The sequence below is a fragment of the Streptomyces dysideae genome, assembly GCF_001514305.1.
GTDB lineage: Bacteria > Actinomycetota > Actinomycetes > Streptomycetales > Streptomycetaceae > Streptomyces > Streptomyces dysideae.
Genome location: NZ_KQ949081.1, coordinates 213,125 through 235,325, shown reverse-complemented (window position 1 = coordinate 235,325; position 22,201 = coordinate 213,125). Strand labels below are relative to the sequence as shown.

22 protein-coding genes and 1 pseudogene are annotated in these 22,201 nt (G+C 70.5%); 11 read left to right on the top strand and 12 right to left on the bottom strand.

Features of this window, described 5'->3' with window-relative positions; genetic code table 11:
• Window positions 1–41 precede the first annotated feature (41 nt).
• Both AQJ91_RS14590 and AQJ91_RS14585 read right to left on the bottom strand, forming a co-directional pair.
• Window positions 42–1,409 carry an MFS transporter gene (locus AQJ91_RS14590; RefSeq protein ID WP_079084911.1) on the bottom strand — a complete coding sequence of 456 codons (1,368 nt, stop codon included), beginning with the start codon at window positions 1,407–1,409 and terminating at the stop codon, window positions 42–44.
• A 25-nt stretch (window positions 1,410–1,434) separates the two neighbouring features.
• The gene (locus AQJ91_RS14585; protein ID WP_067020849.1) at window positions 1,435–1,872 is read right to left on the bottom strand and encodes a MarR family winged helix-turn-helix transcriptional regulator; all 438 of its coding nucleotides are present in this window, start codon (window positions 1,870–1,872) and stop codon (window positions 1,435–1,437) included.
• A 154-nt stretch (window positions 1,873–2,026) separates the two neighbouring features.
• Between AQJ91_RS14585 and AQJ91_RS14580 the strand changes: the two genes are divergently transcribed.
• The 3 genes from AQJ91_RS14580 (at window position 2,027) to AQJ91_RS14570 (ending at window position 5,158) form a co-directional block, all read left to right on the top strand.
• On the top strand, window positions 2,027–2,209 hold the full coding sequence (locus AQJ91_RS14580; protein ID WP_067021114.1) for a hypothetical protein: 183 nt from the start codon (window positions 2,027–2,029) through the stop codon (window positions 2,207–2,209).
• 101 nt (window positions 2,210–2,310) lie between these two features.
• Window positions 2,311–2,604: a DUF2530 domain-containing protein gene (locus AQJ91_RS14575; RefSeq protein WP_067020845.1), complete on the top strand. Its 294-nt coding sequence runs from the start codon at window positions 2,311–2,313 to the stop codon at window positions 2,602–2,604.
• A gap of 145 nt (window positions 2,605–2,749) precedes the next feature.
• Window positions 2,750–5,158, top strand: a complete 2,409-nt coding sequence (locus tag AQJ91_RS14570) for a cation-translocating P-type ATPase (RefSeq protein ID WP_067020842.1) — start codon at window positions 2,750–2,752, stop codon at window positions 5,156–5,158.
• A 14-nt stretch (window positions 5,159–5,172) separates the two neighbouring features.
• Here AQJ91_RS14570 and AQJ91_RS14565 read toward each other — a convergent pair whose 3' ends face one another.
• The 3 genes from AQJ91_RS14565 to AQJ91_RS14555 form a co-directional block, all read right to left on the bottom strand.
• Window positions 5,173–6,093: a hypothetical protein gene (locus AQJ91_RS14565; protein WP_067020839.1), complete on the bottom strand. Its 921-nt coding sequence runs from the start codon at window positions 6,091–6,093 to the stop codon at window positions 5,173–5,175.
• 167 nt (window positions 6,094–6,260) lie between these two features.
• Window positions 6,261–7,193, bottom strand: coding sequence for a hypothetical protein (locus AQJ91_RS14560; protein WP_067020836.1), 933 nt, complete (start codon window positions 7,191–7,193; stop codon window positions 6,261–6,263).
• 137 nt (window positions 7,194–7,330) lie between these two features.
• A complete protein-coding gene (locus AQJ91_RS14555; protein WP_067021111.1) occupies window positions 7,331–10,489 on the bottom strand; it encodes a sacsin N-terminal ATP-binding-like domain-containing protein in 3,159 nt (1,052 codons plus the stop codon).
• A gap of 227 nt (window positions 10,490–10,716) precedes the next feature.
• Here AQJ91_RS14555 and AQJ91_RS14550 point away from each other — a divergent pair, with 227 nt between their 5' ends.
• The gene (locus AQJ91_RS14550; RefSeq protein WP_407696852.1) at window positions 10,717–11,478 is read left to right on the top strand and encodes an alpha/beta fold hydrolase; all 762 of its coding nucleotides are present in this window, start codon (window positions 10,717–10,719) and stop codon (window positions 11,476–11,478) included.
• Here AQJ91_RS14550 and AQJ91_RS14545 read toward each other — a convergent pair.
• Both AQJ91_RS14545 and AQJ91_RS14540 read right to left on the bottom strand, forming a co-directional pair.
• Window positions 11,429–11,641 carry a DUF397 domain-containing protein gene (locus AQJ91_RS14545; protein ID WP_067020832.1) on the bottom strand — a complete coding sequence of 71 codons (213 nt, stop codon included), beginning with the start codon at window positions 11,639–11,641 and terminating at the stop codon, window positions 11,429–11,431. The genes AQJ91_RS14550 and AQJ91_RS14545 overlap by 50 nt on opposite strands.
• On the bottom strand, window positions 11,638–12,516 hold the full coding sequence (locus AQJ91_RS14540; protein WP_067020829.1) for a helix-turn-helix domain-containing protein: 879 nt from the start codon (window positions 12,514–12,516) through the stop codon (window positions 11,638–11,640). Before AQJ91_RS14540 ends, AQJ91_RS14545 begins: the two co-directional genes overlap by 4 nt.
• 155 nt (window positions 12,517–12,671) lie before the next feature.
• Between AQJ91_RS14540 and AQJ91_RS14535 the strand changes: the two genes are divergently transcribed.
• The 3 genes from AQJ91_RS14535 to AQJ91_RS14525 all read left to right on the top strand — a co-directional run bounded on the left by AQJ91_RS14535 (window position 12,672) and on the right by AQJ91_RS14525 (window position 15,173).
• Window positions 12,672–13,220: an ATP-binding protein gene (locus AQJ91_RS14535; protein WP_067020822.1), complete on the top strand. Its 549-nt coding sequence runs from the start codon at window positions 12,672–12,674 to the stop codon at window positions 13,218–13,220.
• Window positions 13,221–13,359: 139 nt separating this feature from the next.
• Window positions 13,360–14,241, top strand: a complete 882-nt coding sequence (locus tag AQJ91_RS14530) for a helix-turn-helix domain-containing protein (protein WP_067020817.1) — start codon at window positions 13,360–13,362, stop codon at window positions 14,239–14,241.
• A 47-nt stretch (window positions 14,242–14,288) separates the two neighbouring features.
• The gene (locus AQJ91_RS14525; RefSeq protein WP_067020814.1) at window positions 14,289–15,173 is read left to right on the top strand and encodes an RpnC/YadD family protein; all 885 of its coding nucleotides are present in this window, start codon (window positions 14,289–14,291) and stop codon (window positions 15,171–15,173) included.
• A 208-nt stretch (window positions 15,174–15,381) separates the two neighbouring features.
• Here AQJ91_RS14525 and AQJ91_RS14520 read toward each other — a convergent pair whose 3' ends face one another.
• Window positions 15,382–16,308 (bottom strand): DUF3027 domain-containing protein, encoded by a 927-nt coding sequence (locus tag AQJ91_RS14520; protein WP_067020811.1) that lies wholly within the window; start codon window positions 16,306–16,308, stop codon window positions 15,382–15,384.
• 579 nt (window positions 16,309–16,887) lie between these two features.
• On the opposite strand from AQJ91_RS14520, the gene AQJ91_RS14515 reads away from it, so the two are divergent.
• The 4 genes from AQJ91_RS14515 to AQJ91_RS14500 all read left to right on the top strand — a co-directional run bounded on the left by AQJ91_RS14515 (window position 16,888) and on the right by AQJ91_RS14500 (window position 20,208).
• Window positions 16,888–18,075, top strand: coding sequence for an MFS transporter (locus AQJ91_RS14515; RefSeq protein WP_407696857.1), 1,188 nt, complete (start codon window positions 16,888–16,890; stop codon window positions 18,073–18,075).
• Between the two features lie 85 nt (window positions 18,076–18,160).
• Window positions 18,161–18,685 carry a hypothetical protein gene (locus AQJ91_RS14510; protein WP_234382250.1) on the top strand — a complete coding sequence of 175 codons (525 nt, stop codon included), beginning with the start codon at window positions 18,161–18,163 and terminating at the stop codon, window positions 18,683–18,685.
• A 13-nt stretch (window positions 18,686–18,698) separates the two neighbouring features.
• Entirely contained in the window at window positions 18,699–19,367 is a 669-nt protein-coding gene (locus AQJ91_RS14505) for a futalosine hydrolase (protein ID WP_067020805.1), read from the top strand.
• Window positions 19,354–20,208 carry a 1,4-dihydroxy-6-naphtoate synthase gene (locus AQJ91_RS14500; protein ID WP_067020802.1) on the top strand — a complete coding sequence of 285 codons (855 nt, stop codon included), beginning with the start codon at window positions 19,354–19,356 and terminating at the stop codon, window positions 20,206–20,208. Before AQJ91_RS14505 ends, AQJ91_RS14500 begins: the two co-directional genes overlap by 14 nt.
• 26 nt (window positions 20,209–20,234) lie before the next feature.
• Here AQJ91_RS14500 and AQJ91_RS57770 read toward each other — a convergent pair whose 3' ends face one another.
• The 4 genes and pseudogenes from AQJ91_RS57770 to AQJ91_RS14480 all read right to left on the bottom strand — a co-directional run.
• Window positions 20,235–20,618, bottom strand: coding sequence for a cold-shock protein (locus AQJ91_RS57770; RefSeq protein WP_067020799.1), 384 nt, complete (start codon window positions 20,616–20,618; stop codon window positions 20,235–20,237).
• A 162-nt stretch (window positions 20,619–20,780) separates the two neighbouring features.
• Complete coding sequence (locus AQJ91_RS14490; RefSeq protein WP_067020792.1) at window positions 20,781–21,341, bottom strand: helix-turn-helix domain-containing protein; 561 nt, start codon at window positions 21,339–21,341, stop codon at window positions 20,781–20,783.
• A 56-nt stretch (window positions 21,342–21,397) separates the two neighbouring features.
• The gene (locus tag AQJ91_RS14485; RefSeq protein ID WP_067020787.1) at window positions 21,398–21,949 is read right to left on the bottom strand and encodes a peptidoglycan-binding domain-containing protein; all 552 of its coding nucleotides are present in this window, start codon (window positions 21,947–21,949) and stop codon (window positions 21,398–21,400) included.
• Window positions 21,950–21,992: 43 nt separating this feature from the next.
• Window positions 21,993–22,201 (bottom strand): annotated as a pseudogene (locus AQJ91_RS14480) (hypothetical protein); the annotation flags it as partial.

Below are 22,201 nucleotides of genomic sequence, written 5' to 3'. Positions count from 1 at the left end.
GAGGCCTCCGGCATCCCAGCCTCCAGCCTCCGGTGGGGGACTCACCCCACCGTCGCCAGCCGCTCCTCCCGCCGCTCCCCCTCACGCGGCACGAAGCGAACCCGCGGATGCCCGCCGTTCCACCCCACCGACAACCGCAGTCCACCCACCCGGGCCAGGATCACGCCGATGACGGCCGCGGCCATGGCCGCGATCGCACCGCCCACCGCAAGCCCGACCCGCGCGCCATAAGCGTCGGTGATCCAGCCGACGATCGGTGCGCCGACCGGGGAGCCGCCCAGGAACACCATCATGTACAGGGCCATCACCCGGCCCCGCATGGCCGGATCGGTGGACATCTGGATGGTGGTGTTCGCGGTGACGTTGACCGTCATGCCGAACAGGCCCAGCGGGATCATCAGCAGGGAGAACATCCACAGCGACGGGGTCACGGCGGCCACGATCTCTATCGTGCCGAAGATCACCGCCGCCGCACTCAGCACCCGCAGCCGCGCCGTACCGCGCCGGGCGGCGAGCAGGGCGCCGGTCACCGAGCCGACGGCCATCAGTGTGTTGAAGAGGCTGTAGGAACCGGCGCCCGCGTGGAAGACGTCGTCCGCGAAGGCCGACAGGTACACCGGGAAGTTGAAGGCGAAGGTGCCGACGAAGCCGACCAGGACGATCGGCCAGATCAGGTCGGGGCGCCCCGCGACATAGCGCAGGCCCTCGCGCAGCTGGCCCTTGCTCTTCGGGGCGCGCTCGACGGCGTGCAGCTCGCGCGCCCGCATCAGGAGCAGTCCGGTGATGGGTGCGACGAAGGACAGGCCGTTGAAGAGGAACGCCCAGCCGGTGCCGACGCCGGTGATCATGAGGCCGGCGACGGCGGGGCCGATGAGCCGGGCGGACTGGAAGTTGGCGGAGTTGAGACTGACCGCGTTCTGCAGTTGGTCCGGGCCGACCATCTCGCTGACGAAGGACTGGCGGGCCGGGTTGTCGACGACCGTGGCGAGTCCCATGGCGAAGGCGGCGACGTAGACGTGCCAGATCTCGACCTGGCCGGTGAGGGTGAGGACGGCGAGCGCGAGGCCGGTGACGCCCATCGACATCTGGGTGACGAGGAGCGTACGGCGCTTGGGCAGACGGTCGACGAGGACGCCGCCGTAGAGGCCGAAGAGCAGCATCGGCAGGAACTGCAGGGCTGTCGTGATACCGACGGCGGCCGAGGAGCCGGTGAGGGTGAGGACCAGCCAGTCCTGGGCGATGCGCTGCATCCAGGTGCCGGTGTTGGAGACGACCTGTCCCATGAAGAACAGGCGGTAGTTCCGGACCTTCAGCGAGCTGAACATCGAGGACTTGGCGGGCTTGGGGGTGGGCTGGGAGTCGGGGGTGGCTGGTGCGGGGGCGGAGTCTGCTCCGGGTCCCGTACTCAACAGGGTTCGCCTCCTCGGGAATGGCTTACAGGTGTGCGAGCTTCTCCAGCACGGGGGCGGCGGCGCGGAGTTTCGCCCACTCGTCCTCGTCGAGGCCGTCGATCAGGCCGGCCAGGAAGGCGTTGCGCTTGCGGCGGCTCTCTTCGAGCATCGCCTCGGCCTGCTCGGTCTTCGTGACGACCTTCTGGCGCCGGTCCTCGGGGTGCGGCTCCAGCCGGACCAGGCCCTTGGCCTCCAGCAGCGCGACGATGCGGGTCATCGACGGCGGCTGTACGTGTTCCTTGCGGGCGAGCTCACCCGGGGTGGCCTTGCCGCAGAGGGAGAGGGTGCCCAGCACCGACATCTCGGTGGGGCTCAGTGACTCGTCGACCCGCTGGTGCTTGAGTCGACGGGACAACCGCATCACAGCGGAGCGCAGGGAGTTCACGGCGGCAACGTCGTCGCCATGCGTAAGGTCCGGCATGTTCTTTAGAGTAACTCATTACTCTCCCTAAAGACCACCCGTGCCGCGCAAAAATGCCCGTGACCCCGCCGCCGAACCCACTCGTCACTCGTACGAGTGAGCCAATCGCGGAAAGTGACACGCGATGCGGTCCCGTGAGGTGACCCTCGTGGACATGGGGACCAGCGTGCTCAGCCTGCGGATAGACGGGGAGCTGCTCGAGCGGCTCCGGGACCATGCGGCCAAAAGGGGAATGAGCGTCCAGGACTACGTGATCCGGACGCTCATCCGCGACGACTTCGACGAACGCTTCCAGGCCGCCGTCGAGGAGACCGAGAAGTTCCACGGCCTTACTTGAACCCCCAGCCGAAGCAGGGGATTCCTGGCTCACGAAGAGAAGCGGTGCCGCGGGATCGGCGATCTTCGCGCGTAGACCCGGTCGCCTCGTAAGCTGTGCCCATGGCCAAATGGACCCCGAAGCACGAGGCGCCCGAGCCCCTTGAGGGCCCCGTCGTCGCCACCATCACCGGCGGCACGATCATCTGGTTCGTCCTCTTCCTGGTCCAGCTCCCCTTCTACGGCTGGTTCGACGACCACGACCGCACCTGGTGGGTGTGGACCTGCCTGGCCGGAGGCGGCCTCGGCCTGATCGGCATCTGGTACGTGCGGAAGCGGGACGCGGCGATCAAGCGAGCGGCGGCGGCCGAGGCGGAATCGGCCGAAGAGAGCACGAGGGCGCCCGCTGCGGAGTAAAGGGTGGGCACCAGGACGGCTGCTCCCGGCTAAGGGGATCCCCGTACAACCACGGCACCACATCACCCCACGCCCCTCCTCCTCAAGTCGGATCTTCCGCGCACTCGGCGGGTGAAGCCGTAAATCCGCACGTACCGTCGAATGCATGACGCACCTCGACGCGGGCGCCGAACTCGATCCTGTGCACCCCCATCCCCACCCCCTGCCCGCGCCGGCGACGGCCGTGGGCGGGCTGACCGCCGCCGAGGTGGCCGAGCGGGTCACGCGGGGGCAGGTCAACGACGTACCGGTGCGCAGCAGCCGGTCGATGACCGAGATCGTCCGCGCCAACGTCTTCACCCGGTTCAACGCGATCATCGGCGTGCTCTGGCTGATCATGCTGGCCGTCGCGCCGATCCAGGACAGCTTGTTCGGGTTCGTGATCCTCGCCAACACCGGCATCGGCATCATCCAGGAGTGGCGGGCGAAGAAGACCCTGGATTCGCTGGCGGTGATCGGGGAGGCGCGTCCCACCGTACGGCGGGACGGGGTCGCCGCCGAGGTCAGTACCTCCGAGATCGTGCTGGACGACCTGATCGAGATCGGGCCCGGCGACAAGGCCGTCGTCGACGGGGTGTGCGCCGAGGCCGACGGTCTGGAGATCGACGAGTCACTGCTCACCGGCGAGGCCGACCCCGTCGTCAAACGCGCCGGGGACCAGATCCTCTCCGGCAGCTTCGTCGTGGCCGGCGGCGGCGCCTTCCAGGCCACCAAGGTCGGCCGCGAGGCCTACGCCGCCCAGCTCGCCGAGGAGGCCTCCCGGTTCACGCTCGTCCACTCCGAGCTGCGCACGGGCATCTCCACGATCCTCAAGTACGTGACGTGGATGATGATCCCGGCCGCGATCGGCCTGGTCGCCACCCAGCTCTTCGTCAAGAGCAACGACCTCGACGACTCCGTCGCCCGCACCGTCGGCGGCATCGTCCCCATGGTCCCGGAGGGCCTGGTCCTCCTCACCTCGGTCGCCTTCGCCATCGGCGTCATCCGGCTCGGCCGCCAGCAGTGCCTGGTGCAGGAACTCCCCGCCATCGAGGGCCTCGCCCGCGTCGACACGGTCTGCCTCGACAAGACCGGCACCCTCACCGAGGGCGGCATGGACATCACCGAACTGCGCCCGCTGAACGGCAGCGACGAGGCGTACGTCCGTAAGGTCCTCGGCGCCCTCGGCGAGTCCGATCCCCGGCCGAACGCCTCCCTCCAGGCCATCATCGACGCCTGCCCGGACGCCGAGGACTGGCGCTGCACCGAGTCCCTCCCGTTCTCCTCCGCCCGCAAGTACAGCGGCGCCTCCTTCAGCGAGGGCGACGGCGAGGCCAGTACGTGGCTGCTGGGCGCCCCCGATGTCCTCCTCGCCTCGGACGACCCCTCCCTCGCCGAGACCGACCGCCTCAACGAACAGGGCCTGCGCGTCCTCCTCCTCGCCCGTGCCGGACGCGACCTCGACGACCCCGGTGTCGCCGACGGCGCCAAGCCCGCCGCCCTCGTCGTACTGGAGCAGCGGCTGCGGCCCGACGCCGCCGACACCCTGCGCTACTTCGCCGAGCAGAACGTCCGCGCCAAGGTGATCTCCGGCGACAACGCGGTGTCCGTGGGCGCGGTGGCGACCAAGCTCGGGCTGAGCGGCAGCACGGTCGACGCGCGCCGGATGCCCCGCGACAAGGACGGCATGGCGGACGCCCTCGACGAGGGCACGATCTTCGGGCGGGTCACCCCGAAGCAGAAGCGGGACATGGTGGGCGCGCTGCAGTCCCACGGGCACACCGTCGCCATGACCGGCGACGGTGTGAACGACGTCCTGGCCCTCAAGGACGCGGACATCGGCGTGGCGATGGGCTCGGGGTCGGAGGCGACCCGGGCGGTCGCGCAGATCGTGCTGCTCAACAACAGCTTCGCGACCCTGCCCTCGGTGGTCGCGGAGGGCCGACGGGTCATCGGCAACATCACGCGGGTGGCGACGCTGTTCCTGGTGAAGACCGTCTACTCGGTGCTGCTGGCGCTGCTGGTGGTGTGCTGGCAGGTCGAGTACCCGTTCCTGCCCCGCCACCTGACCCTGCTCTCCACCCTCACCATCGGTGTCCCGGCGTTCTTCCTCGCCCTCGCGCCCAACAAGGAACGCGCGAAACCCCACTTCGTACGGCGGGTGATGCGGTACTCGATCCCGGGCGGCCTGCTGGCCGGCGCAGCGACCTTCGTGACATACCTGATCGCCCGTCACTACTACACGGGTGAGGGCGCGTTGGACGCGGAGACCAGCGTCGCGACGCTCACGCTGTTCCTGATCTCGATGTGGGTCCTGGCGATCATCGCCCGGCCCTACACCTGGTGGCGGATCGGGCTCGTGGTCTCGATGGGGCTCGGGTTCCTGCTGGTGCTGGTGGTGCCGTGGCTGCAGGAGTTCTTCGCGCTGCGGCTGGTGGGGATGACGATGCCGTGGATCGCGGTCGGTATCTCGGTGGTGGCGGCGGTCGCCCTGGAGGTCGGATGGAAGTGGGTCGACCGCCGCTTTCCCGTTTAGGGGGTGCCCAAGGGTTACTGCACGTCGACGAAATCGCCCGCGGCCTTGACCGCCGGGGTCGTCGAGGTGCCCGCGAAGCTGTAGCGGAAGTAGCCGTCCGTCGACGCGGTGACCGTCGTCTTCAGGTTGCCGGTCGAGTTCGACTTGATCGTCTTCACCGTGGTGTAGGTGTTGCTGCCCTTCTTGCGGAACTGCAGCTTCACCGGCTGGTTGGTGTAGCCGTGGTACTTGTTGTCCTCCCAGTTGGCCCGCGAGAGCTTGCCGGTGACCGTGATGGTCTTGCCCTTCTTCACCGGCTCCGGCGAGGCGTTGACCGTCAGCTTGGAGTAGCGCTGGATCAGCGTGCTGCCGAGGGAGCCCTGGTCGGCGTATCCGACCTTCGTGATGTCGAAGTCCTCGCCCGCCGGGTCCTGGCCGTTGTACGCGATGGCCAGCGCCGCGCCCTTCCAGGTGCCCGCGTCCGAGTTGAGGAGCTCGTCGTTGGCCGGGTAGACGTCGATCTTGCCGGTGCAGGTGGCCGTGGTCGCCGTGGTCGCCGTGCACTTCGCCGGGAGGTCGCCGAAGAGCATGTTGTCCGGCGCGTCGTAGGCACCCTTGTAGAGGTAGGGGCCGGTGTCGAAGTCCGCGGCCTTGATGTCGACGTCCGCGCCGTGGGTCAGCGTGTACGTCACCGTGGTGGAGACCTTGTTGGTCGTGCCGACCTTGACCGCCTTGGCGATCTTGAAGTTGGAGAAGGTGGCGTTCAGGGCGTACGGCTCACCCTCGGCGTCCGCGCGGGAGCTGAGCGCGGTCTTGCCGGAAGCCGTGTGCGCGGCCTGGTGGAGCTTCGCGGCGTCCGCCCAGGAGGCGGAGTCGTCGGCCTGCGCGGCCGGTACGGCGAAGGCGGAGAGGGCCAGGGCGCCGGAGACGGCGGCCACAGTGGCTCGAATGCGCATGCGTTCCCCTGGTGGAGACGTGATCGAGGAGTCTGTTGACTCACGTGATCAGATGCGCGTCGGGTGGGGTTGGTTGTGTGTCGGACGTGGGTTTTTCGTGAGCTTCGCCACGAACTCCCCGATAACACCGGAGAGTTCGCGGCGATGCCCGCCTACGAACGTGTCACTTACTGCACGTCGACGAAGTCACCCGCGGCCTTGACCGCCGGGGTCGTGGAGGTGCCCGTGAAGTAGTAGCGGAAGTAGCCGTCGGTCGACGCGGTGACGGTGGTGCTCAGGTTGCCCGTCGAGTTCGTCTTGATGGTCTTCAGCGTGGTGTAGGTGGTGGTGCCCTTCTTGCGGAACTGCAGCTTCACCGACTGGTTCGTGTAGCCCTTGTAGCTGTGCGTCTCCCAGTTGGCGCGGGTGAGCTTGCCGGTGACCGTGATGGTCCGGCCCTTCTTCACCGGCTCCGGGGAGGCGTTGACCGTCAGCTTGGAGTAGCGCTGCAGCTTGGTGGTGGCCAGCGCGTCCTGGTCGACGTAACCGATGTTGTCCCAGTTGACGTCGTCGTCCAGGTCCTCGTCGTTGAAGTCGATCGCGTAGCCGATCGCCTTCCAGGTGGTGGCGTCGGCGTTGGTCAGCTCGAAGGCCGGGTAGACGTCGATGGTGCCCTTGCAGGTGGCGGTGGTCGCCGAGGTGTCGGCGCAGACCGGCCAGTCGTCGCCGTAGAGGATGTTGACCGGCGCGTCGTAGGTGCCGCGGTAGATCTCGACGTCCAGCACGAAGTCGGGGGCGTTGAGGTCGATGTCCGCGGCGTGCGTGACGGTGTAGGTGACCGGGACGGTGACCTGGTTGCTGATGCCGGCGACGATCGGCTTGCCGCTGTTGACCTTCACGTTGGAGAAGGAGAGGTCCAGCGCGTACGGGGTGCCCGTGTCCTGGGTGGCGAAGGTGCTGCGGGCGGTGTCGCCCGAAGCCGCGTCCCGGGCGGCTTCCACGGCCGCGAGGACGTCGTCCTTGCTGTACGAGGGACCGTCGGTGGCCTGCGCGGCCGGCACGACGAGGGCGGAAAGGGCCAGGGCGCCGGAGACGGCGGCCACAGTGGCTCGAATGCGCATGCGTTCCCCTGGGGGAGAAGTGATCTAGGAGTCTGCTGACTCAGGTGATCAGATTCACGACAAGGGGGAACGGTTGTACGGCTGGTGAAAAAATTGCGCCCGGCCCCGACACAAGTCCGGGACCGGGCAGTCCGGACTCAGTCGAACCAGCGGTCCCGCGCCAGTTCCGCCGTCCGCGACGGGTCCTCCAGCAGGGCCGCCACCTCGAAACGCCGCGGCCACTGCCCCGCCGCCCACGCCAGTCCCGCGGCGACACCTTCCAGGGTCGAGGCGTGCAGGACGCCGTCGTTCGTGGCCCGCCAGTCGATCTCCACGCCGTCGACGACGAGCTCGTCGTGTTCGACGTACGACGACGGGGTGCGGGGGCCGAGCAGGACCCGGACCGGCTCGGGTACGTCGTGTTCGGCGCCCTCGGAGTCCACCGACCCCGTGACGGACTCGCTCAGCCGCCGCACCTGGAACAGTTCGGCCAGCTCGGCGGCCCGTGCCGGGCGGACCGGCAGCAGGGGGACGCCGTCGGTGAAGGGCAGCAGGTCAGGCGAGTCGACGACCACCGCGTCGGCCGCGTCCACGACCTCGACGCGCCCGTCGACGACCGCCCGCAGCTCGTCCGGCAGGGTCACCTGCTCGGGGTCCAGGTCGGCCAACGCCCCGTACAGGGCGTGCAGTTGGGCGGACGTGACATCGCGGTCGGGGTCGGCGAGGCGGTCCAGCAGTTCGGCGGCGCCGCCCGGCTCGTCGAGCAGCGCGGCCACGGACGTCCGTACGCCCAGCGCCCGCAGGACCTGCTCGTCGTCGAAGCCGGTCGCGTCGGCCTCCTCATAGAGGCCGCGCAGGAGCGGGTCACCGCCGGAGGCGAGGAGACCGGCGGGGCGGCGGCCGTCGAGGACCGGGTTTCCGCGCAGCCACCAGGCCGTGTAGGGCCGTACGACCTCGTGCGTGCCGTCGGGCAGCAGGATCCGCACCGGCTGGACGAGCGCGTCCCGCAAGGGCGGCACGGACAGCAGGGCGAGCGCCTGCGGCCACTTGTCCTCGTCCACCAGGTCCAGGTCGCGTACGGCGACCAGCTCGGTGGCGACCGGCGGTACGGGCGTGTCCGGGAAGCGGTCGAGGATGTCCTCGCACCACACGTCCACGGCGTCGAGCAGCCCGGCGTCGTCGGGTTCGGCGAAGTCGCCCTCGCGGGGCTCCAGTTCGTCGGGGTCGAGGACCACGTCGGTGGCGCGGACGAGAGCGAAGTTGGCCAGGACGCCACAGGCCGCCAGCGGCTGCTCGCCCCACTTCTCGGCCAGGTCGGCGTCGACGAAGGCGAGTTCGTCCTCCCGCATGACCTGGGCGAAGGGGCTACCGGGGAGGACCAGCTCGCCCGCCGGGACCAGCTCTCCCTCCTCGTCGGGCAGCGCGAGGGCGCCGAGCCAGGGCTCGTCACCGGGTTCGAGGCCCGCCCCGCGTACGAGGGCGAGGACGGCGTCCGCCAGCTCCTCGGCGTCGGGAGCGTCCTCCTCCCAGCTCACGCCGCCCTCGTCGTCGAGGGACGCGGCGACGGCGGCCCGTACCTGCGGGGTGGTGAGGACGGCGCGCGGGGTGGCCGGGAGGGCGCCGAGCTTCTCCAGGAGGGGGTGCGTGGCGTCCGGGTGGGCGACCTTGAGGCCGAGCCGGGCGAGCACCTCCGCGTCGATACGGGCGCCGTCGTCCGGGGTGGGCAGGAGGACCTGGCGGGGCCCGATGGTCGTACGCCCGTCGGCGAGCGGGACGGGCAGCCCGGAGAGCCGGTCCGGATCGACCCCGGCGAGGCTGTCGTAGAGCCGACGCCACCAGTCCGGCGCCTTCTCCAGCCCGGCGAGCCGGTCGACGGCGTCGGTGAGCGGGACGCGGGCGACGCCCAGCGTACGGAGTTCCACCCGGCGTTCGAGCCCGGCGGGCAGCAGCGTGGGCAGCACCTCGGCGAGGACCCGGACGGTGTCGGCACCCGCGCCCTCGACGATCTCGGCGTCCCGGGGGCGCAGGGACTCGGGAAGGTCGTCGTGTTCGTCGTGTTCGTCGCCCTGGGGCTCGACGGCGGGGGGCAGGAAGGCCGGGTGGGCGGGCGGGAGAAACGCAGTCCGGGGCAGCCGGGCGAGGATCGCCTGACGCAGGGACCCGTCCAGCTCGCCCTTGCCCAGCGGGCCGGGGACGAGGCCGATGATGCCGGCGGTCACCGGGCGCCAGCCGGCGAGGAGTTCGGCGTAGGCGTCGGCCGCGCGCTCGACGAGGTAGTCGGTGAGCGGGCCGGGGGCGGCGTGCCGGCGGGTGGTGTCGAGGGGGAAGGAGGCGATGAGGAGGGCGGGGACGCCGAGGGCCTCGTCGCTCGGGGTGGGCGCGTGCACGACGGGCGCGGTGCGGGGGTGGGCCGGGGTGCCGTCGGAGTCGGCGGGGACAGCCCATGTCACCGACCAGTGGGGGCGCAGCCGCTCCTCCACGGGGCGGTCGGCGAGGAGGTCGGGCGTGAGGGGGCCGGCCGCGGAGACGGTACGCCAGCGGGTGGCGCCGTCCCGCGAGTCCTCAACGACGGTGAGGTCGCCGTCCGTGGAACGGCGCAGAGTACGGACGGAACCGGTCTCGATCACGACCTCCTCGAGCCCGGGCAGGGCGAGGAGCAGGGCGTCGTCGACGGCGTGCAGCAGGCGTTCGGCGAGATCGGCGGCGGCGGCGTCGCGCAGGGGGAGGATGACGGCCGTGTCGTACGGGTCGGGGGCGGTGCCCTCGGCGGCGAACGGCAGCCGGAGCAGCGGCACGTGCCCGTCACGCCGGCGGATCTCGTCACCGAGGCCGGGGCTGTGCCGGGCGGTGTCGGAGGCCAGCTCGCGGGCCTCGGCGAGGGACCAGCGGACACCGCCGTGCCGGCCGACGACGGCGGGCTCGTCGGTGACGGAGAGGACGGCGGCGAACCCGACGCCGAAGCGGCCGACCGCGCTGTCGTGGGTGTCGCGCTTGGCGGAGGCCCGCAGGGTGGACAGCGACTCGACGCCGGCCGCGTCGAGGGGGGCGCCGGTGTTGGCGGCGACGAGGACGCCGTCGCGGAGGGTGAGCCGAAGCCTTCCGGGCACCCCAGCCCTGGCGGCAGCGTCGGCGGCGTTCTGAGCAAGCTCGACGACGAGCCGGTCCCGATATCCCCCGAGGACGAGATCTTCCTCGGCGTTGGCGTCCTCGCGGAAACGGGCGGGGCTGGTCGCCCAGGCGTCGATGACGCCGCGCCGCAGACGGGCCGTGCCGAAGGGGTCGGCACCTTCAGCAGCGGGCCGCACGAACTTGCTCACGTTCACACTCTCCATCATCGGCGTGAGGACGAAGGTACCCCCCGTGCGCCCGACGGCCGACACCTGGAGGTCGCTCCCATGAACCGTCTGAACCGTCGCATACTCGTGTCCATGGCGGGCGGCGGCGCCCTCGCCGCCGTCCTGCCCCCGAACAGCCGCCCCTGCGGCAGGGAGAACCGCCGCCGGTCGGCCGGGAGGAGATCGCGGCCCTGCACCGCGCCGTCGCGGTGGTCCGGCACGGCGACTCGCGCCACGGCGGCGGCAGCGCCCAGGCGCAGGCGGCGGCCCACCTGCTCGACCAGTGGGCCCTCCCGCTGTTCGGCCGGCCGCTCACCGCGAGCCGCGAACGCGAGCTGTGCGCGGTCTGCGCCGAACTGGCCCGTCTGGCCGGATGGGCCGCGCTCGACACCGGACGGCACGCTGCCGCTCGCCGCCACTTCGACCGCGCCCTGTACTGGGCCCGCGCGGCGGACGACCCCGACGCGACCGCCTACGTCCTGACCATAGGCAGCAAGGAGGACTTCCTGCCGCTGCTCCAGCCGCTGAGCGAGGCGGGCTTCCGCGCTGTGGCGGTCGACGGACGCGGCCAGCACGAGAGCCCCGGCCCGGCGGACGAGGAGGCGTACGCACAGCACGAACTCCCCGCCGAGGTCGCGGACTTCCTCCACCGCCGGTGGCTGAACACCGTTCCTGAGCAGCTGACCACGACCGGCCGCCAACTCGTCACGGAACCGGACCGGGTCGCCGAACTGGCCGCAGTGCCGCTCCCCAAACTGGTCCTCTCCGGGAGCGACGACTACGCCTGGCCCGTCCCCTGGCAGAACACCATGGCCACCCGCCTCGCCGCCGACCGAACGATCATCGAAGGCGCCGACCACTCCCCCAACGTGGAGCGCCCCGCCGAGACGGCCCGCGCGCTCATCGCCTTCTGGCAGAAGATCAGCGCTCGGAGGCGTACGCCAGGAACTCCGTCCAGGCTCCCGGCGTGATGGTGAAACGGGGGCTGGTGTCGCGGTACTTGGAGTCGCGGACGTGGATGGTGCGGGGCGCTACCGCGATCTCGACGCAGGACTCGCCATCGTTGCCGCCGCTGTAGCTGCTCTTGAACCACGCCAGTTCGGAAGCATCCCCGGCGGCGGTCTTGCGGATCATGTCTCTCCCAGCAGTTGCTCGATGAGGGCCAGCGACTCCCTTGGGGAGAGAGCCTGCGCCCGGATGGTGCCATACCGCAGCTCAAGGATGCGCAGTTGCTTCGGGTCTGAGGTAGGGCGGCCGTTGAACGCCCCGTCGGAGCGCCCCACCGCCGTGCCGTCCGGGAACTTCAGCATCTCGATCCTTCCGTCCAGACCGGAGTGGACCTCGCAGCTCAACGGCATCACTTGAAGTACGACGTTGTGCAACCGCCCGACCTCAAGCAGGTGTTCGAGCTGCCGCCGCCACACCATTGTGCCTCCGATGGGACGCCGTAGCGCCGCCTCTTCCAGGACGAAGTGGATCGAAGGAGCCGGGTCCCGTTCGAAGACCGACTGCCGGGCCAGGCGGGCGGCCACCATGCGTTCTACGTCGTCGGGCGAGTACGGCGGCTGCGCCGCCCCGATCACGGCACGAGCATGCTCCGGCGTCTGCAACAGCCCGGCGATGATGTTGCACTCGTACACGCCGATCTCGATCGCCTGGGTCTCCAGCTTGCCCAGCTCCCGCACCTTCTTCGGGTACCGGACCTTCTTCACGTCCTCCCACGTCGCCGAGATCAGCCCACCGGCCCCCAACACCTCGTCGGCCCTGTCCAGATACTCCTGCCGAGGGATCCTCTTCCCGCCCTCGATCTTGTAGACCATGTCCTCGCCGTACCCGACAGCGTCCCCGAACTCGGCGGCCCGCATCCCCACCGCCTCCCGCCGCAGCTTCAGCTGCCGCCCGACGGTCGCGATGACCGCGACCCCCCACTCGTCGTCCGGATCGACCTCCCAACCCGGCTCATCCGCCTCGGTCTTGAGCCGCACGCCGTCGCCATCGACCGTCGTCATGCCCTACCCCTCCGTCGTACCGCCGCAGTGCAGCAGCGCCCTACCCGTACGCCCGTCCCGACAGCCCGGACACGACCGGACAAGCTCCGGACAGTCACCGTACGCACCCGCTGAGTCACTGTTCACAGTAGGCACGCAGGGCCACGCTGAGTGACGTGAATCAAGGAACCGCCCTCCCCGACGCCCAACTCCACAACCCCATCCACAACTTCAGCGTGCAACTGTCCCCCACCCCACGCGGCGCCCGCCTCGCCCGCCTCCTGGCCACCGAGCAACTCCGCAGCTGGGGCCTGCCGTTGGACCCGGCGGCGCACATCGTGGCCGAACTGGCGGCCAACGCCGTCACACACGGCCGCATCCCCGGCCGGGACTTCCTGCTGCTCCTCCACGTCGTCGGCGACACCCTCCGCATCGAGGTCACGGACACCTGCGGTGACCTCCTGCCGTACCCCCAACACCCCGTCCCTGAGGCGGAGTCGGGCCGCGGCCTGCTCCTCGTGGACGCGTTCGCCGACCGCTGGGGAGTCGCCGAAGGACCCGCCCCGCGCAAGACCGTGTGGGCCGAAATCGCCCTCTCACCGATCCTCAGAAATCCATGCTCCGGTGGCACGAGCGATCTCCCCCAAGAAACACGAGAGGGAAAGAACCCGACCAAACCCCACCCCTCCCTCCCACCCGCAGCGCAAACTCACCCAAGCGGGTGAACATCACCAACTCGGCTGGATTCGGGGCAGGTTGTCTGCCTTACGCTCGCCGCAACACAACCGCAGACATACGACGGCCCCCGCCGGGACGGCAATCCCAGTGCGAGGGCCTGACCACCAAGGAAGAAAGCCCTTCCCGATGGATACGCAGAACCCTAGCGCGCCCCCGCACGCCCAGTCCCGCCTTGCCGCCAACAAACACCCGAACCGGCGGCACGCTCACTCCGGCGGCGGCTTGGTCCACGACAACACCCGCCACACCACCCGCTTCACGGTGATCGGCAACCACCTCGCCCAGCACCCGGAGCTGTCGGGCCTCGCGATCGGGCTGGGCGTGTACATCCAGTCCCTCCCCGCAGGCGCCCGCGTCGACATCAAGACCCTCGCCGCCCGCTTCCCCGAGGGCACGACCCGTATCGCCGCCGCCCTGCGCGAGCTGGAGACCCACGGCTACCTGCGCCGACAACGCGAACGCATCCCCAGTGGCCGCATCATCACCCGCACGATCTCCTGCAACCAGCCCGGCCGCCACCAAGCCGACGACAACGGCCCCGTACGACCGCCACACGCGCCCCGGAGAAAGCGAACCCCGTCACCCCGCAAGCCCCTCCCCGCCGTACCGCAACCCGCCTACCCGGCCCCCACCCTCCTCCAGACGGCCACCGGCCTCCTCGCCGACCTCCGCCGCCACGACCCCCACCTCCTCCTCTCCGCCTGCGACACGGCCCACCTCGCCCCCGGAGTCGCCGCCTGGCTGGAGCGCGACGTCAGCCCCACCGCCGTACGCCACGCCCTGACCAGCGACCTCCCACCCGAGCGCCTACGACGGCCCGCAGCCCTCCTGGCCCACCGCCTCACCGCCCAGCTGCCACCCCCGCCCCCGTTCCGCGCCCCGGCCGCCCCACTGCCGGCCGTCCGCCACCCGTTCCAGACCTGCGACGGCTGCGACCGCCCGTTCCGCGCACCCGCACCCGGCCGCTGCCGCGACTGCCGTATGCCCGATCCCGTACCGGCCGCCTGAACGGCAGCCCAAGCGCAACACACCGAAGAAAGGCCCGAACCCACACCATGGTCAGCTCGTCCCACGAGGCGATGCACCGCATCTTCCAGGACCACCCGGGACTCTTCTCCCGGATCTCCGAGACGCTGGGCGTCGACCTCGCCCCGCCCACCTCGGTCACCGTCCTGCCCAACGACCTCACCGAGACCAGCCCCGTCGAACGCCGTGTGGACACGCTCCTGCGGTGGGAGAGGAAGGACGACGAGCCGTTACTCCTCGCGGTCGAGGCCCAGGGCAAGAAGGACCCGAACAAGCACGCCAGCTGGGCGTACTACGCCTCGTACCTGCTCACGAAGTACCGGCTGCAACCGATGCTGCTGGTCGTCTGCCAGGACCGCGCCACCGCGGAATGGGCCGCCCGCCCGGTCGACTTCGGCCCTCGCCGATGGCCCCTGCTCACCCTGCGCCCGCTCGTCGCGGGACCGCACAACATGCCGGTGATCACCGACCCGGCCGAGGTCCGCAAGGACCTGGCGCTCGCCACACTCTCCGCGATCACCCACGCCAAAAATCCGGACGTCGGGGCCATACTGAAAGCTGTCACGACCGTGCTGCGGGACACACCGCAGGCCATCGCCGACCCGATCATCGAACTCATCTCACAAGGCCTGGGCAAGCGCCCGGCCGCGGAAATCTGGAGGAACCTGGTGGCCGTGGACCTCTCCTTCTACAAGTCGTACATCGCGGAAGAGATCCGGGACGAAGGCCGGGACGAAGGCCGGGCCGAGGGCCGGGCCGAGGACATCCTGCGGCTCCTGGACCGTCGCGGCATCGACATCTCGCACGCCGACCGCGAGCGCATCACGTCCTGTGACGACCTGGACATCCTGGGCCGCTGGTTCGACCGGGCCATCACGGCCGCATCCACAACCGAGGTCTTCGCTGACCAGTAGCCCCGGCCCAGGCGCAGGGCCCGGTCTGAGCCTGCCGAGCCCCGCGCCTTGGGCGGACGCCCAGCCGCCCCCCATCACCAGCGCCCATGCCCATGCCCATGCCCATGCCCATGAGATCCTGCGCCGTCGGCACCGACGCGCCGTCACCGCCCCGACCGCCGAAGAGATCTTCGACGCCGAGTAGCCACCGCCGGCGGAGCCGACCTCGCTACGAGTGCCCCAGCTCCGCCGCATCCTCGTCGGAGACGACCGGCACGGACCCCGAATCCGCCGCCGGCCGCAGCGGGAACGGATCCACCCGCGTCTCGTCGATCACCGGCGGAGCCGGCCGCGGCGGCTTGGGCATGACCGCCGCCTCGGAGTGCCCCCCGCAGCCGTAGGTCAAGGACACCACCCGGCCGTCGGCCGGGGAGAACTCGTTGGCGCAGACGCCGAAGGCCTGACCCAGGGACCCGCCGATCGGGGCCAGGAAGCCGCAGCTCACGCAGGACGCGGGGGCTGCCTGGGCCATCGGGGTCTTGGCGCCGTGCGCCTCCTCCCAGCGGTCCGCGGCGACATGGAGGCCGTAGCGGGACAGGACGCGGGCGCGACGCATGCCCAGTTCCTCGGCGACCGCCGCGATCGAGCCGCGGGAGGGGACGGCCGGGAGATGGGCGGGAGTGCCCCCGGTGACCTCCGCGTCCTCCGCCTCCACCAGTTCGGCCATCTCCTCCGAGACCGGCGAGCTCGGCACCGGCTCGTCCTCGCCGGAGTAGCCCGGCTCCAGCCGGAGGTCCTCGGCGTCCGTGGGGAGCAGGTCGCCGGGGCCCATGTCGCCGGGACGCAGCCGCTCACTCCACGGCACCCACTCCGGCGCGAGCAGCGCGTCCGGGCCGGGCAGCAGGACGACCTCGTCCAGCGTCACGACCTTCGCGCGCGACGCCCGGGCGACCGTCACCGCCCAGCGCCAGCCCCGGTACCCGAGTTCCTTGCACTCGAAGAAGTGCGTGACGACCCGGTCGCCCTCGGTCGTGAGCCCCGCGTGCTCGCCGACGACGCCGGGCGCGGCTGCCTCCTCGGCTGCGGTGCGGGCGAGGTCGATCGCCTCGGCGCACAGACGGTCGGGGGTGCGGCTTCGCGTGGTCGCTGCGCTCACAGGTATCGCTTCTCTCCTACGCCGTCTCTCGGGTGCGGCTGCCTCAGTGCGACGGGGCGGACGGAGCGGACCGGAGGGCCGCGTCGACGTCCGCGCCCGTCCACGCTCGGGCGCACCTGTCATCCATTCTGCGGGATGGCTGAGATACGCACGCTACCTGTTCACCGGCGCTCGGCCTACACCGACGGGACGTTTGTGCCGCACGGACCCGTCACGGACCGGTCACTGACCGGTCACTGACCGGCCTCCGCCCCGTGCCGGTCGGCGGGAAAGTGCGCGCCCATACGCGCGGTAACCACACTACGCACCGCTTTCTCGGGGCACTATGACGTCGTGGCAGCCGAGAAGACGCCCCATGGTGCCCCCGGGATCGGTGGGTCCAAAGGGGTCAAGGGGAGCAGCCGGGCCAATGGGACGGGCCGGGTGCGCGGTCCCGTTCGCGCGCTCGGCCGTGCCCTGCACTTCCCGGTGACCGGAACGGCCCGGGGGATCCGCAAGGCGACCCATGCGCACGGGGCTGGCGAATCGGGCCTGGGCAAGCTGATCGAGCTGCACGGTGTGAACGGCGCGGGGGATGTGATGATCACCGTCGCCCTCGCCTCCACGGTCTTCTTCTCCGTCCCGACCGACGAGGCCCGCGGCCGGGTCGCGCTGTACCTCGGGATCACGATGGCGCCGTTCACGCTGCTGGCGCCGGTGATCGGCCCGCTCCTGGACCGTCTCCCGCACGGCCGCCGCGCGGCGATGGCGGGCGCGATGCTGGCCCGCGCGATGCTGGCGCTGATCCTGTCCGGTGCGGTCGTCGCAGGGACGTTCGAGCTGTATCCGGCGGCGCTCGGCGTGCTGGTGGCGTCGAAGGCGTACGGCGTCGTCAGAAGCGCCGTGGTGCCCCGGCTCCTGCCACCCCGCTTCTCCCTCGTGAAAGCCAATTCCCGGGTCACCCTCGGCGGCCTGCTCGCCACCGGCGTCGCCGCCCCGATCGGCGCGGGGCTGCACGCTCTCGGGCCGCGCTGGCCGCTCTACGGCGCGTTCGTGATCTTCATCGCGGGTACGTTCCTGTCGTTCTCCCTCCCCCCGAAGGTCGACTCGGCCAAGGGCGAGGACACCGCGCTGCTGGCGGCCGACGAGGAGCATCTGCACGGCCCGCACCTCAAACCGGTCAAGCGCCCCGGTCTGCGCACGGTCGGCATCGCCGTCACCCACGCCCTGGGCGCCAACGCGGCCCTGCGCTGCCTCTCCGGCTTCCTGATCTTCTTCCTGGCGTTCCTGCTGCGCGAGCACCCGATGTCCGGCCAGAGCGCCGCCGTCTCGCTCGGCATCGTGGCCGTGTGCGCCGGTACGGGCAACGCGTGCGGTACGGCGGTCGGGGCGTGGCTGCGGTCACGGGCGCCGGAGATCATCATCGTGACCGTGGTGGCGTTCGTGCTGGCGGCGGCGATCACGGCGGCGATCTTCTTCGGCGCGGTGCTGGTGGCGTTCCTCGCGGCGATCGCCGGCTTCGCGCAGGCGCTGGCCAAGCTGTCGCTGGACGCGCTGATCCAGCGGGACGTGCCCGAGCTGGTGCGTACGTCGGCGTTCGCGCGGTCCGAGACGCTGCTGCAGATGGCCTGGGTGCTCGGCGGCGCGGTCGGCATCGCGCTGCCCCTGAACGGCACGCTGGGCCTGCTGGTGGGCGCCGGGATCGTCGCCACGGGCTGGCTGACGACCGTACGGGGTCTGATCCGCTCGGCCCGGCAGGGCGGCACCGCCCGGCCGCACGTGGCGTAACGCACCGCCCGCCGGGCCCCACGCGGGTACGGCACGCCGTACCCCACGTAGAGAGAGCACTGGACGTGCCCGATAGCCTTCGGCCATGACCACGATGCCCCGCGGCATTGCCGCTGATGTACACAGCGCTGTGCGACGCCGCCGCGCCGTCGCTGTTGCCGGCGCCGTTTCCGCCGGACTGCTCGTCCTGTCCGCCTGCGACAAGCCGACGCCGCGCGCCACCGTCACGGTGGGCAAGAGCTCGATCAGCTCCGAGGCCGAGTGCTACAAGGACGGCGACAACCTTGGCCAGCAGGAGGCCGCCAAGTGCGCCCTCAAGAAGTCGTCCGACACGATCAAGGTCGCACAGAGCGAGACGCTGCGCATCGGTGTCGACCCGGAGGTCGCCGACACGGGCTGGGCGCTGTGGATCAACGGCCAGCAGGTCACCAACGTCTACAAGAAGACGTACTACTCGTTCCAGGGCGTCGACCTGTTCGCCGACCAGCAGGGCCAGGCCGCGCCGAAGCAGCTGTACATCAGCATCGTCGAGCAGAACAAGACGGCCTCGGGCCCCAGCTCGGAGTTCAAGGGCGTGTGGAACTTCAAGCTCGAGAACTCGGACGCCTGATCCGCGCCCGGCCATGCGCATCCTCGTAGCCACCGCGGTCCCGGCGGAACGGGACGCGGTGGCGCGGGCGTTCGCGGAGTCCGGCCGTGAGGTCGAGGTGCTCGCCGCCGGTGTGGGCCCCGCCCGCGCCGCCGCCACCACGGCCACCGCCCTCACCAGGGCTGCCCTCGAAGGCGCCCCGTACGATCTGGTCGTCTCCGCGGGCATCGCCGGCGGCTTCGCGCCCGACGCCCCCGTCGGGTCCCTCGTCGTCGCCGACGAGATCACGGCCGCCGACCTCGGCGCCGAGACCGCCGACGGCTTTCTGCCGGTCACCGAGCTGGGCTTCGGCACCGTCACCCACCGTCCGCCCGAAGTGCTCGTACGAGAGGTGGCGGCGGCCACCGGAGCACGCCCCGGCGCCGTCCTCACGGTCTCCACGGTGACCGGCACGGCCGCCCGCGCGACCGCCCTCCGCGAACTCCACCCCACGGCCCTCGCCGAGGCCATGGAGGGCTTCGGCGTCGCCGAGGCGGCCGCCGCGCACCGCACGCCCGTCCTGGAACTGCGCGCCGTCTCCAATCCCGTCGGCCCGCGCGACCGCGCCGCCTGGCGGATCGGCGAGGCCCTCGCCGCGTTGACGGAGGCTTTCGGGAAGCTCGCACCCGTACTGAAGGGTTGGAACCCACATGACCACCGGTGAGCAGCCCCTGCAGATCGCGTACTCCCCCTGCCCGAACGACACCTTCGTCTTCGACGCCCTCGCCCACGGCCGGGTCCCGGGCGCGCCCGCCCTCGACGTCACCTTCGCGGACATCGACATCACCAACGGCATGGCCGAGCGCGGTGAGTCGGACGTGCTGAAGGTGTCGTACGCCGTGCTGCCGTACGTCCTCGACGAGTACGCACTGCTGCCCTGCGGCGGCGCGCTGGGCCGGGGCTGCGGGCCGCTGGTGCTGACGCGGGAGTCGGGCGTCGACCTGACGGGCCGTACGGTCGCCGTGCCGAGCGAGAAGTCGACGGCGTATCTGCTGTTCCGGCTGTGGGCCGCGGACACGCTGCCGGACGGGGTCGGCGAGATCGTCGTACTGCCGTTCCACGAGATCATGCCGGCCGTGCGGGACGGGAAGGTCGACGCGGGACTCGTCATCCACGAGGCGCGCTTCACGTACCGCAACTACGGCCTGCACAAGCTCGCCGACATGGGCGAGCACTGGGAGGACACCACCGGGCTGCCCATCCCGCTGGGCGCGATCATCGCCAAACGGTCGCTGGGGACAGGGGCGTTGACGCTGCTGGCCGACTCGATCCGGGTGTCCGTACGCGCCGCCTGGGACGACCCCGAGGTCTCCCGCCCCTACGTCATGGAGCACGCCCAGGAGATGGACCCGGCCGTCGCCGACCAGCACATCGGGCTGTACGTCAACGAGTTCACCCACGACCTGGGCGTGGACGGCTACGCGGCGGTCAGGGGGCTGCTGACGCGCGCGGCGGCCGAGGGGCTGGTGCCGCCCCTCGGCCCGGACGCGCTGGACTTCCCCTGAAACTCCAGAAGATCTGTACGTCAGATCTATACGTCGAGCTGGTCGGCGACCGCCCGCAGCAGGCCGGCGATCTGCTTGCCGGACGCCTTGTCGGGGTAGCGGCCCTTCTCGAGCATCGGCGTGATGTTCTCGAGGAGGGTCGTCAAGTCCTGGACGATGGAGGCCAGTTCGTCCGGCTTCTTGCGGGTCGCGGCCGCGACCGAGGGGGTCGGGTCCAGAACGGTCACCGAAAGGGCCTGGTCACCGCGCTGACCGGCGACGACACCGAACTCCACTCGCTGTCCCGGCTTGAGCGTATCGACTCCGGCGGGGAGGACCGAGGAATGGACGAAGACGTCGCCGCCGTCGTCGCGGGAGAGAAAGCCGAAGCCCTTCTCGCTGTTGAACCACTTGACCTTGCCAGTCGGCAAAGCACACGCTCCCTCGATCACTCCCGGACTGGACCCGGACGCTGTTGAACTGCCGTCGAAACACCTTACCGGGGGTCTCTCCAACCCAACACGCCTTAAAACGAGACTGAGCCCCTGCCTGTGTCGGCAGAGGCTCAAAAGGGTGGGGGAAGTGTGAGGGGCTTAACTCTCCTTGGCTTCCGCCTTGATGCGGAAGACCGTCGCACGGCCGATACCGTGCTTGGCCGCAACCTTCATGACGCTCATGCCGTCTTCCAGGTCTGCCAGGACGGCCGAACGGTCAATCTCCCTGGGACGTCCCCACGTCTTCCCGTTGGCCTCACGAGAGGCGCGCGCAGAGGCGCGGCGCTCACGCTGGAAGACGAGTTCCATCTCAGCGAACGTACCGAGCATCAGAAGCCCCATGTCCGTAGTCGGACCACCTATGCGAGTGTCAATGGTCATCGCTCTCCCAATGACCAGATGAACACCCTTCTCCCTCAACTCAGCGACGAGAGCCAAGACCTTGTGCGACAGCGGCCAGACCCTCACGCTCCTCGCCGTGACCGTCACCGCCGCTGTGGTGAAACAGTAACCGGCGCCTTGCGCGTCCTGCGGTGTGGCCAGTTGGCTGGCCAGGGCACGGCCAGCGGGCCGGAACAGGGTGGTGCTGCGGCCGTTGTACTGCAGGTGGCCCACCTGGTCGTAGCGGCCGAGCAGCGGTGTGCGGGGGGCTCCGTTCACGTCACGCGGATGTTCCGGCGACAGGCGGACCCTGCATGCCGGGTCCGCAAAAGGTGTCAGCCGCAGCTGTGGTAGCCGTAGCCCGCCTGGCGCCAGTCTCCCCGGCGGTCGAGGAAGGTGTACTTGCCGTCCGGGTTCCGGATGATGCTGAAGGTGTGCTCGTCCCCGTTGTACTGGAGGGTCAGTGCCTTGCCCGAGGCGGTGCTGCCGCCCACGTAGGAGAGATTCCTGGCCGCCCTGCCGAACGTCGCTCCACCGACGGTCGAGTCCGTTCCGAGGCGCCAGCCTGACTGCAGCGACCAGGTCGCCCGGGCGGTGTTGGTGCCGAATATCCCGTCGATCTTGTCCTTGGTGAAGGTCTCGCTCGTGCTGGTTCCCGCGTACGACACACCCTCGGCCCATAGGATCTTCTGCCACAGGCAGGTGGCGTTGGAGCTCGCGTACGAGGTCCGGGAGAGGATCCCCTCGTCGTTCCAGTCGTCGGAGAAGTCCCCGTACCCACGCACCCAGCCGTCCGACGTATGGGCCGACGCCGGAGAGACGCAGACGCCCAGCGTCAGTGCGGCCGCCGCGGCCGTGACGGCCGCGATCACTTTCGTGTACTTCATGTTCCACCGTGTACTTCTCATGAGTGATCTTCCCCCGTGCTTGTCAGTTGTTCTGGGTGCGTTCAAGTCGGCGTGCCTTGACGCGCCGGGAGGGGTGGGCCGGGTCTCGGACCGCCCCCGCTCCGCGGGTCCGCCCGACGCCGGGCAGAGGGGAGAGCCGTTCGGCGACGCGGGCGAGGGTGTCGCTGTCCGGCCCCGCGGCGATGTGGAAGTGCGACCGCTTGACCGGATCGAGGTCGCCGCCCCATACGA

What these genes read in the sequence shown, in the direction of transcription:
- AQJ91_RS14585 (WP_067020849.1), bottom strand. Translation starts at nt 1,872, where the DNA reads ATGCCGGACCTTACGCATGGCGACGACGTTGCCGCCGTGAACTCCCTG.
- AQJ91_RS14580 (WP_067021114.1), top strand. Translation starts at nt 2,027, where the DNA reads ATGGGGACCAGCGTGCTCAGCCTGCGGATAGACGGGGAGCTGCTCGAG.
- AQJ91_RS14575 (WP_067020845.1), top strand. Translation starts at nt 2,311, where the DNA reads ATGGCCAAATGGACCCCGAAGCACGAGGCGCCCGAGCCCCTTGAGGGC.
- AQJ91_RS14570 (WP_067020842.1), top strand. Translation starts at nt 2,750, where the DNA reads ATGACGCACCTCGACGCGGGCGCCGAACTCGATCCTGTGCACCCCCAT.
- AQJ91_RS14565 (WP_067020839.1), bottom strand. Translation starts at nt 6,093, where the DNA reads ATGCGCATTCGAGCCACTGTGGCCGCCGTCTCCGGCGCCCTGGCCCTC.
- AQJ91_RS14560 (WP_067020836.1), bottom strand. Translation starts at nt 7,193, where the DNA reads ATGCGCATTCGAGCCACTGTGGCCGCCGTCTCCGGCGCCCTGGCCCTT.
- AQJ91_RS14545 (WP_067020832.1), bottom strand. Translation starts at nt 11,641, where the DNA reads ATGATCCGCAAGACCGCCGCCGGGGATGCTTCCGAACTGGCGTGGTTC.
- AQJ91_RS14540 (WP_067020829.1), bottom strand. Translation starts at nt 12,516, where the DNA reads ATGACGACGGTCGATGGCGACGGCGTGCGGCTCAAGACCGAGGCGGAT.
- AQJ91_RS14530 (WP_067020817.1), top strand. Translation starts at nt 13,360, where the DNA reads ATGGATACGCAGAACCCTAGCGCGCCCCCGCACGCCCAGTCCCGCCTT.
- AQJ91_RS14525 (WP_067020814.1), top strand. Translation starts at nt 14,289, where the DNA reads ATGGTCAGCTCGTCCCACGAGGCGATGCACCGCATCTTCCAGGACCAC.
- AQJ91_RS14515 (WP_407696857.1), top strand. Translation starts at nt 16,888, where the DNA reads ATGATCACCGTCGCCCTCGCCTCCACGGTCTTCTTCTCCGTCCCGACC.
- AQJ91_RS14510 (WP_234382250.1), top strand. Translation starts at nt 18,161, where the DNA reads ATGACCACGATGCCCCGCGGCATTGCCGCTGATGTACACAGCGCTGTG.
- AQJ91_RS14505 (WP_067020805.1), top strand. Translation starts at nt 18,699, where the DNA reads ATGCGCATCCTCGTAGCCACCGCGGTCCCGGCGGAACGGGACGCGGTG.
- AQJ91_RS14500 (WP_067020802.1), top strand. Translation starts at nt 19,354, where the DNA reads ATGACCACCGGTGAGCAGCCCCTGCAGATCGCGTACTCCCCCTGCCCG.
- AQJ91_RS14485 (WP_067020787.1), bottom strand. Translation starts at nt 21,949, where the DNA reads ATGAAGTACACGAAAGTGATCGCGGCCGTCACGGCCGCGGCGGCCGCA.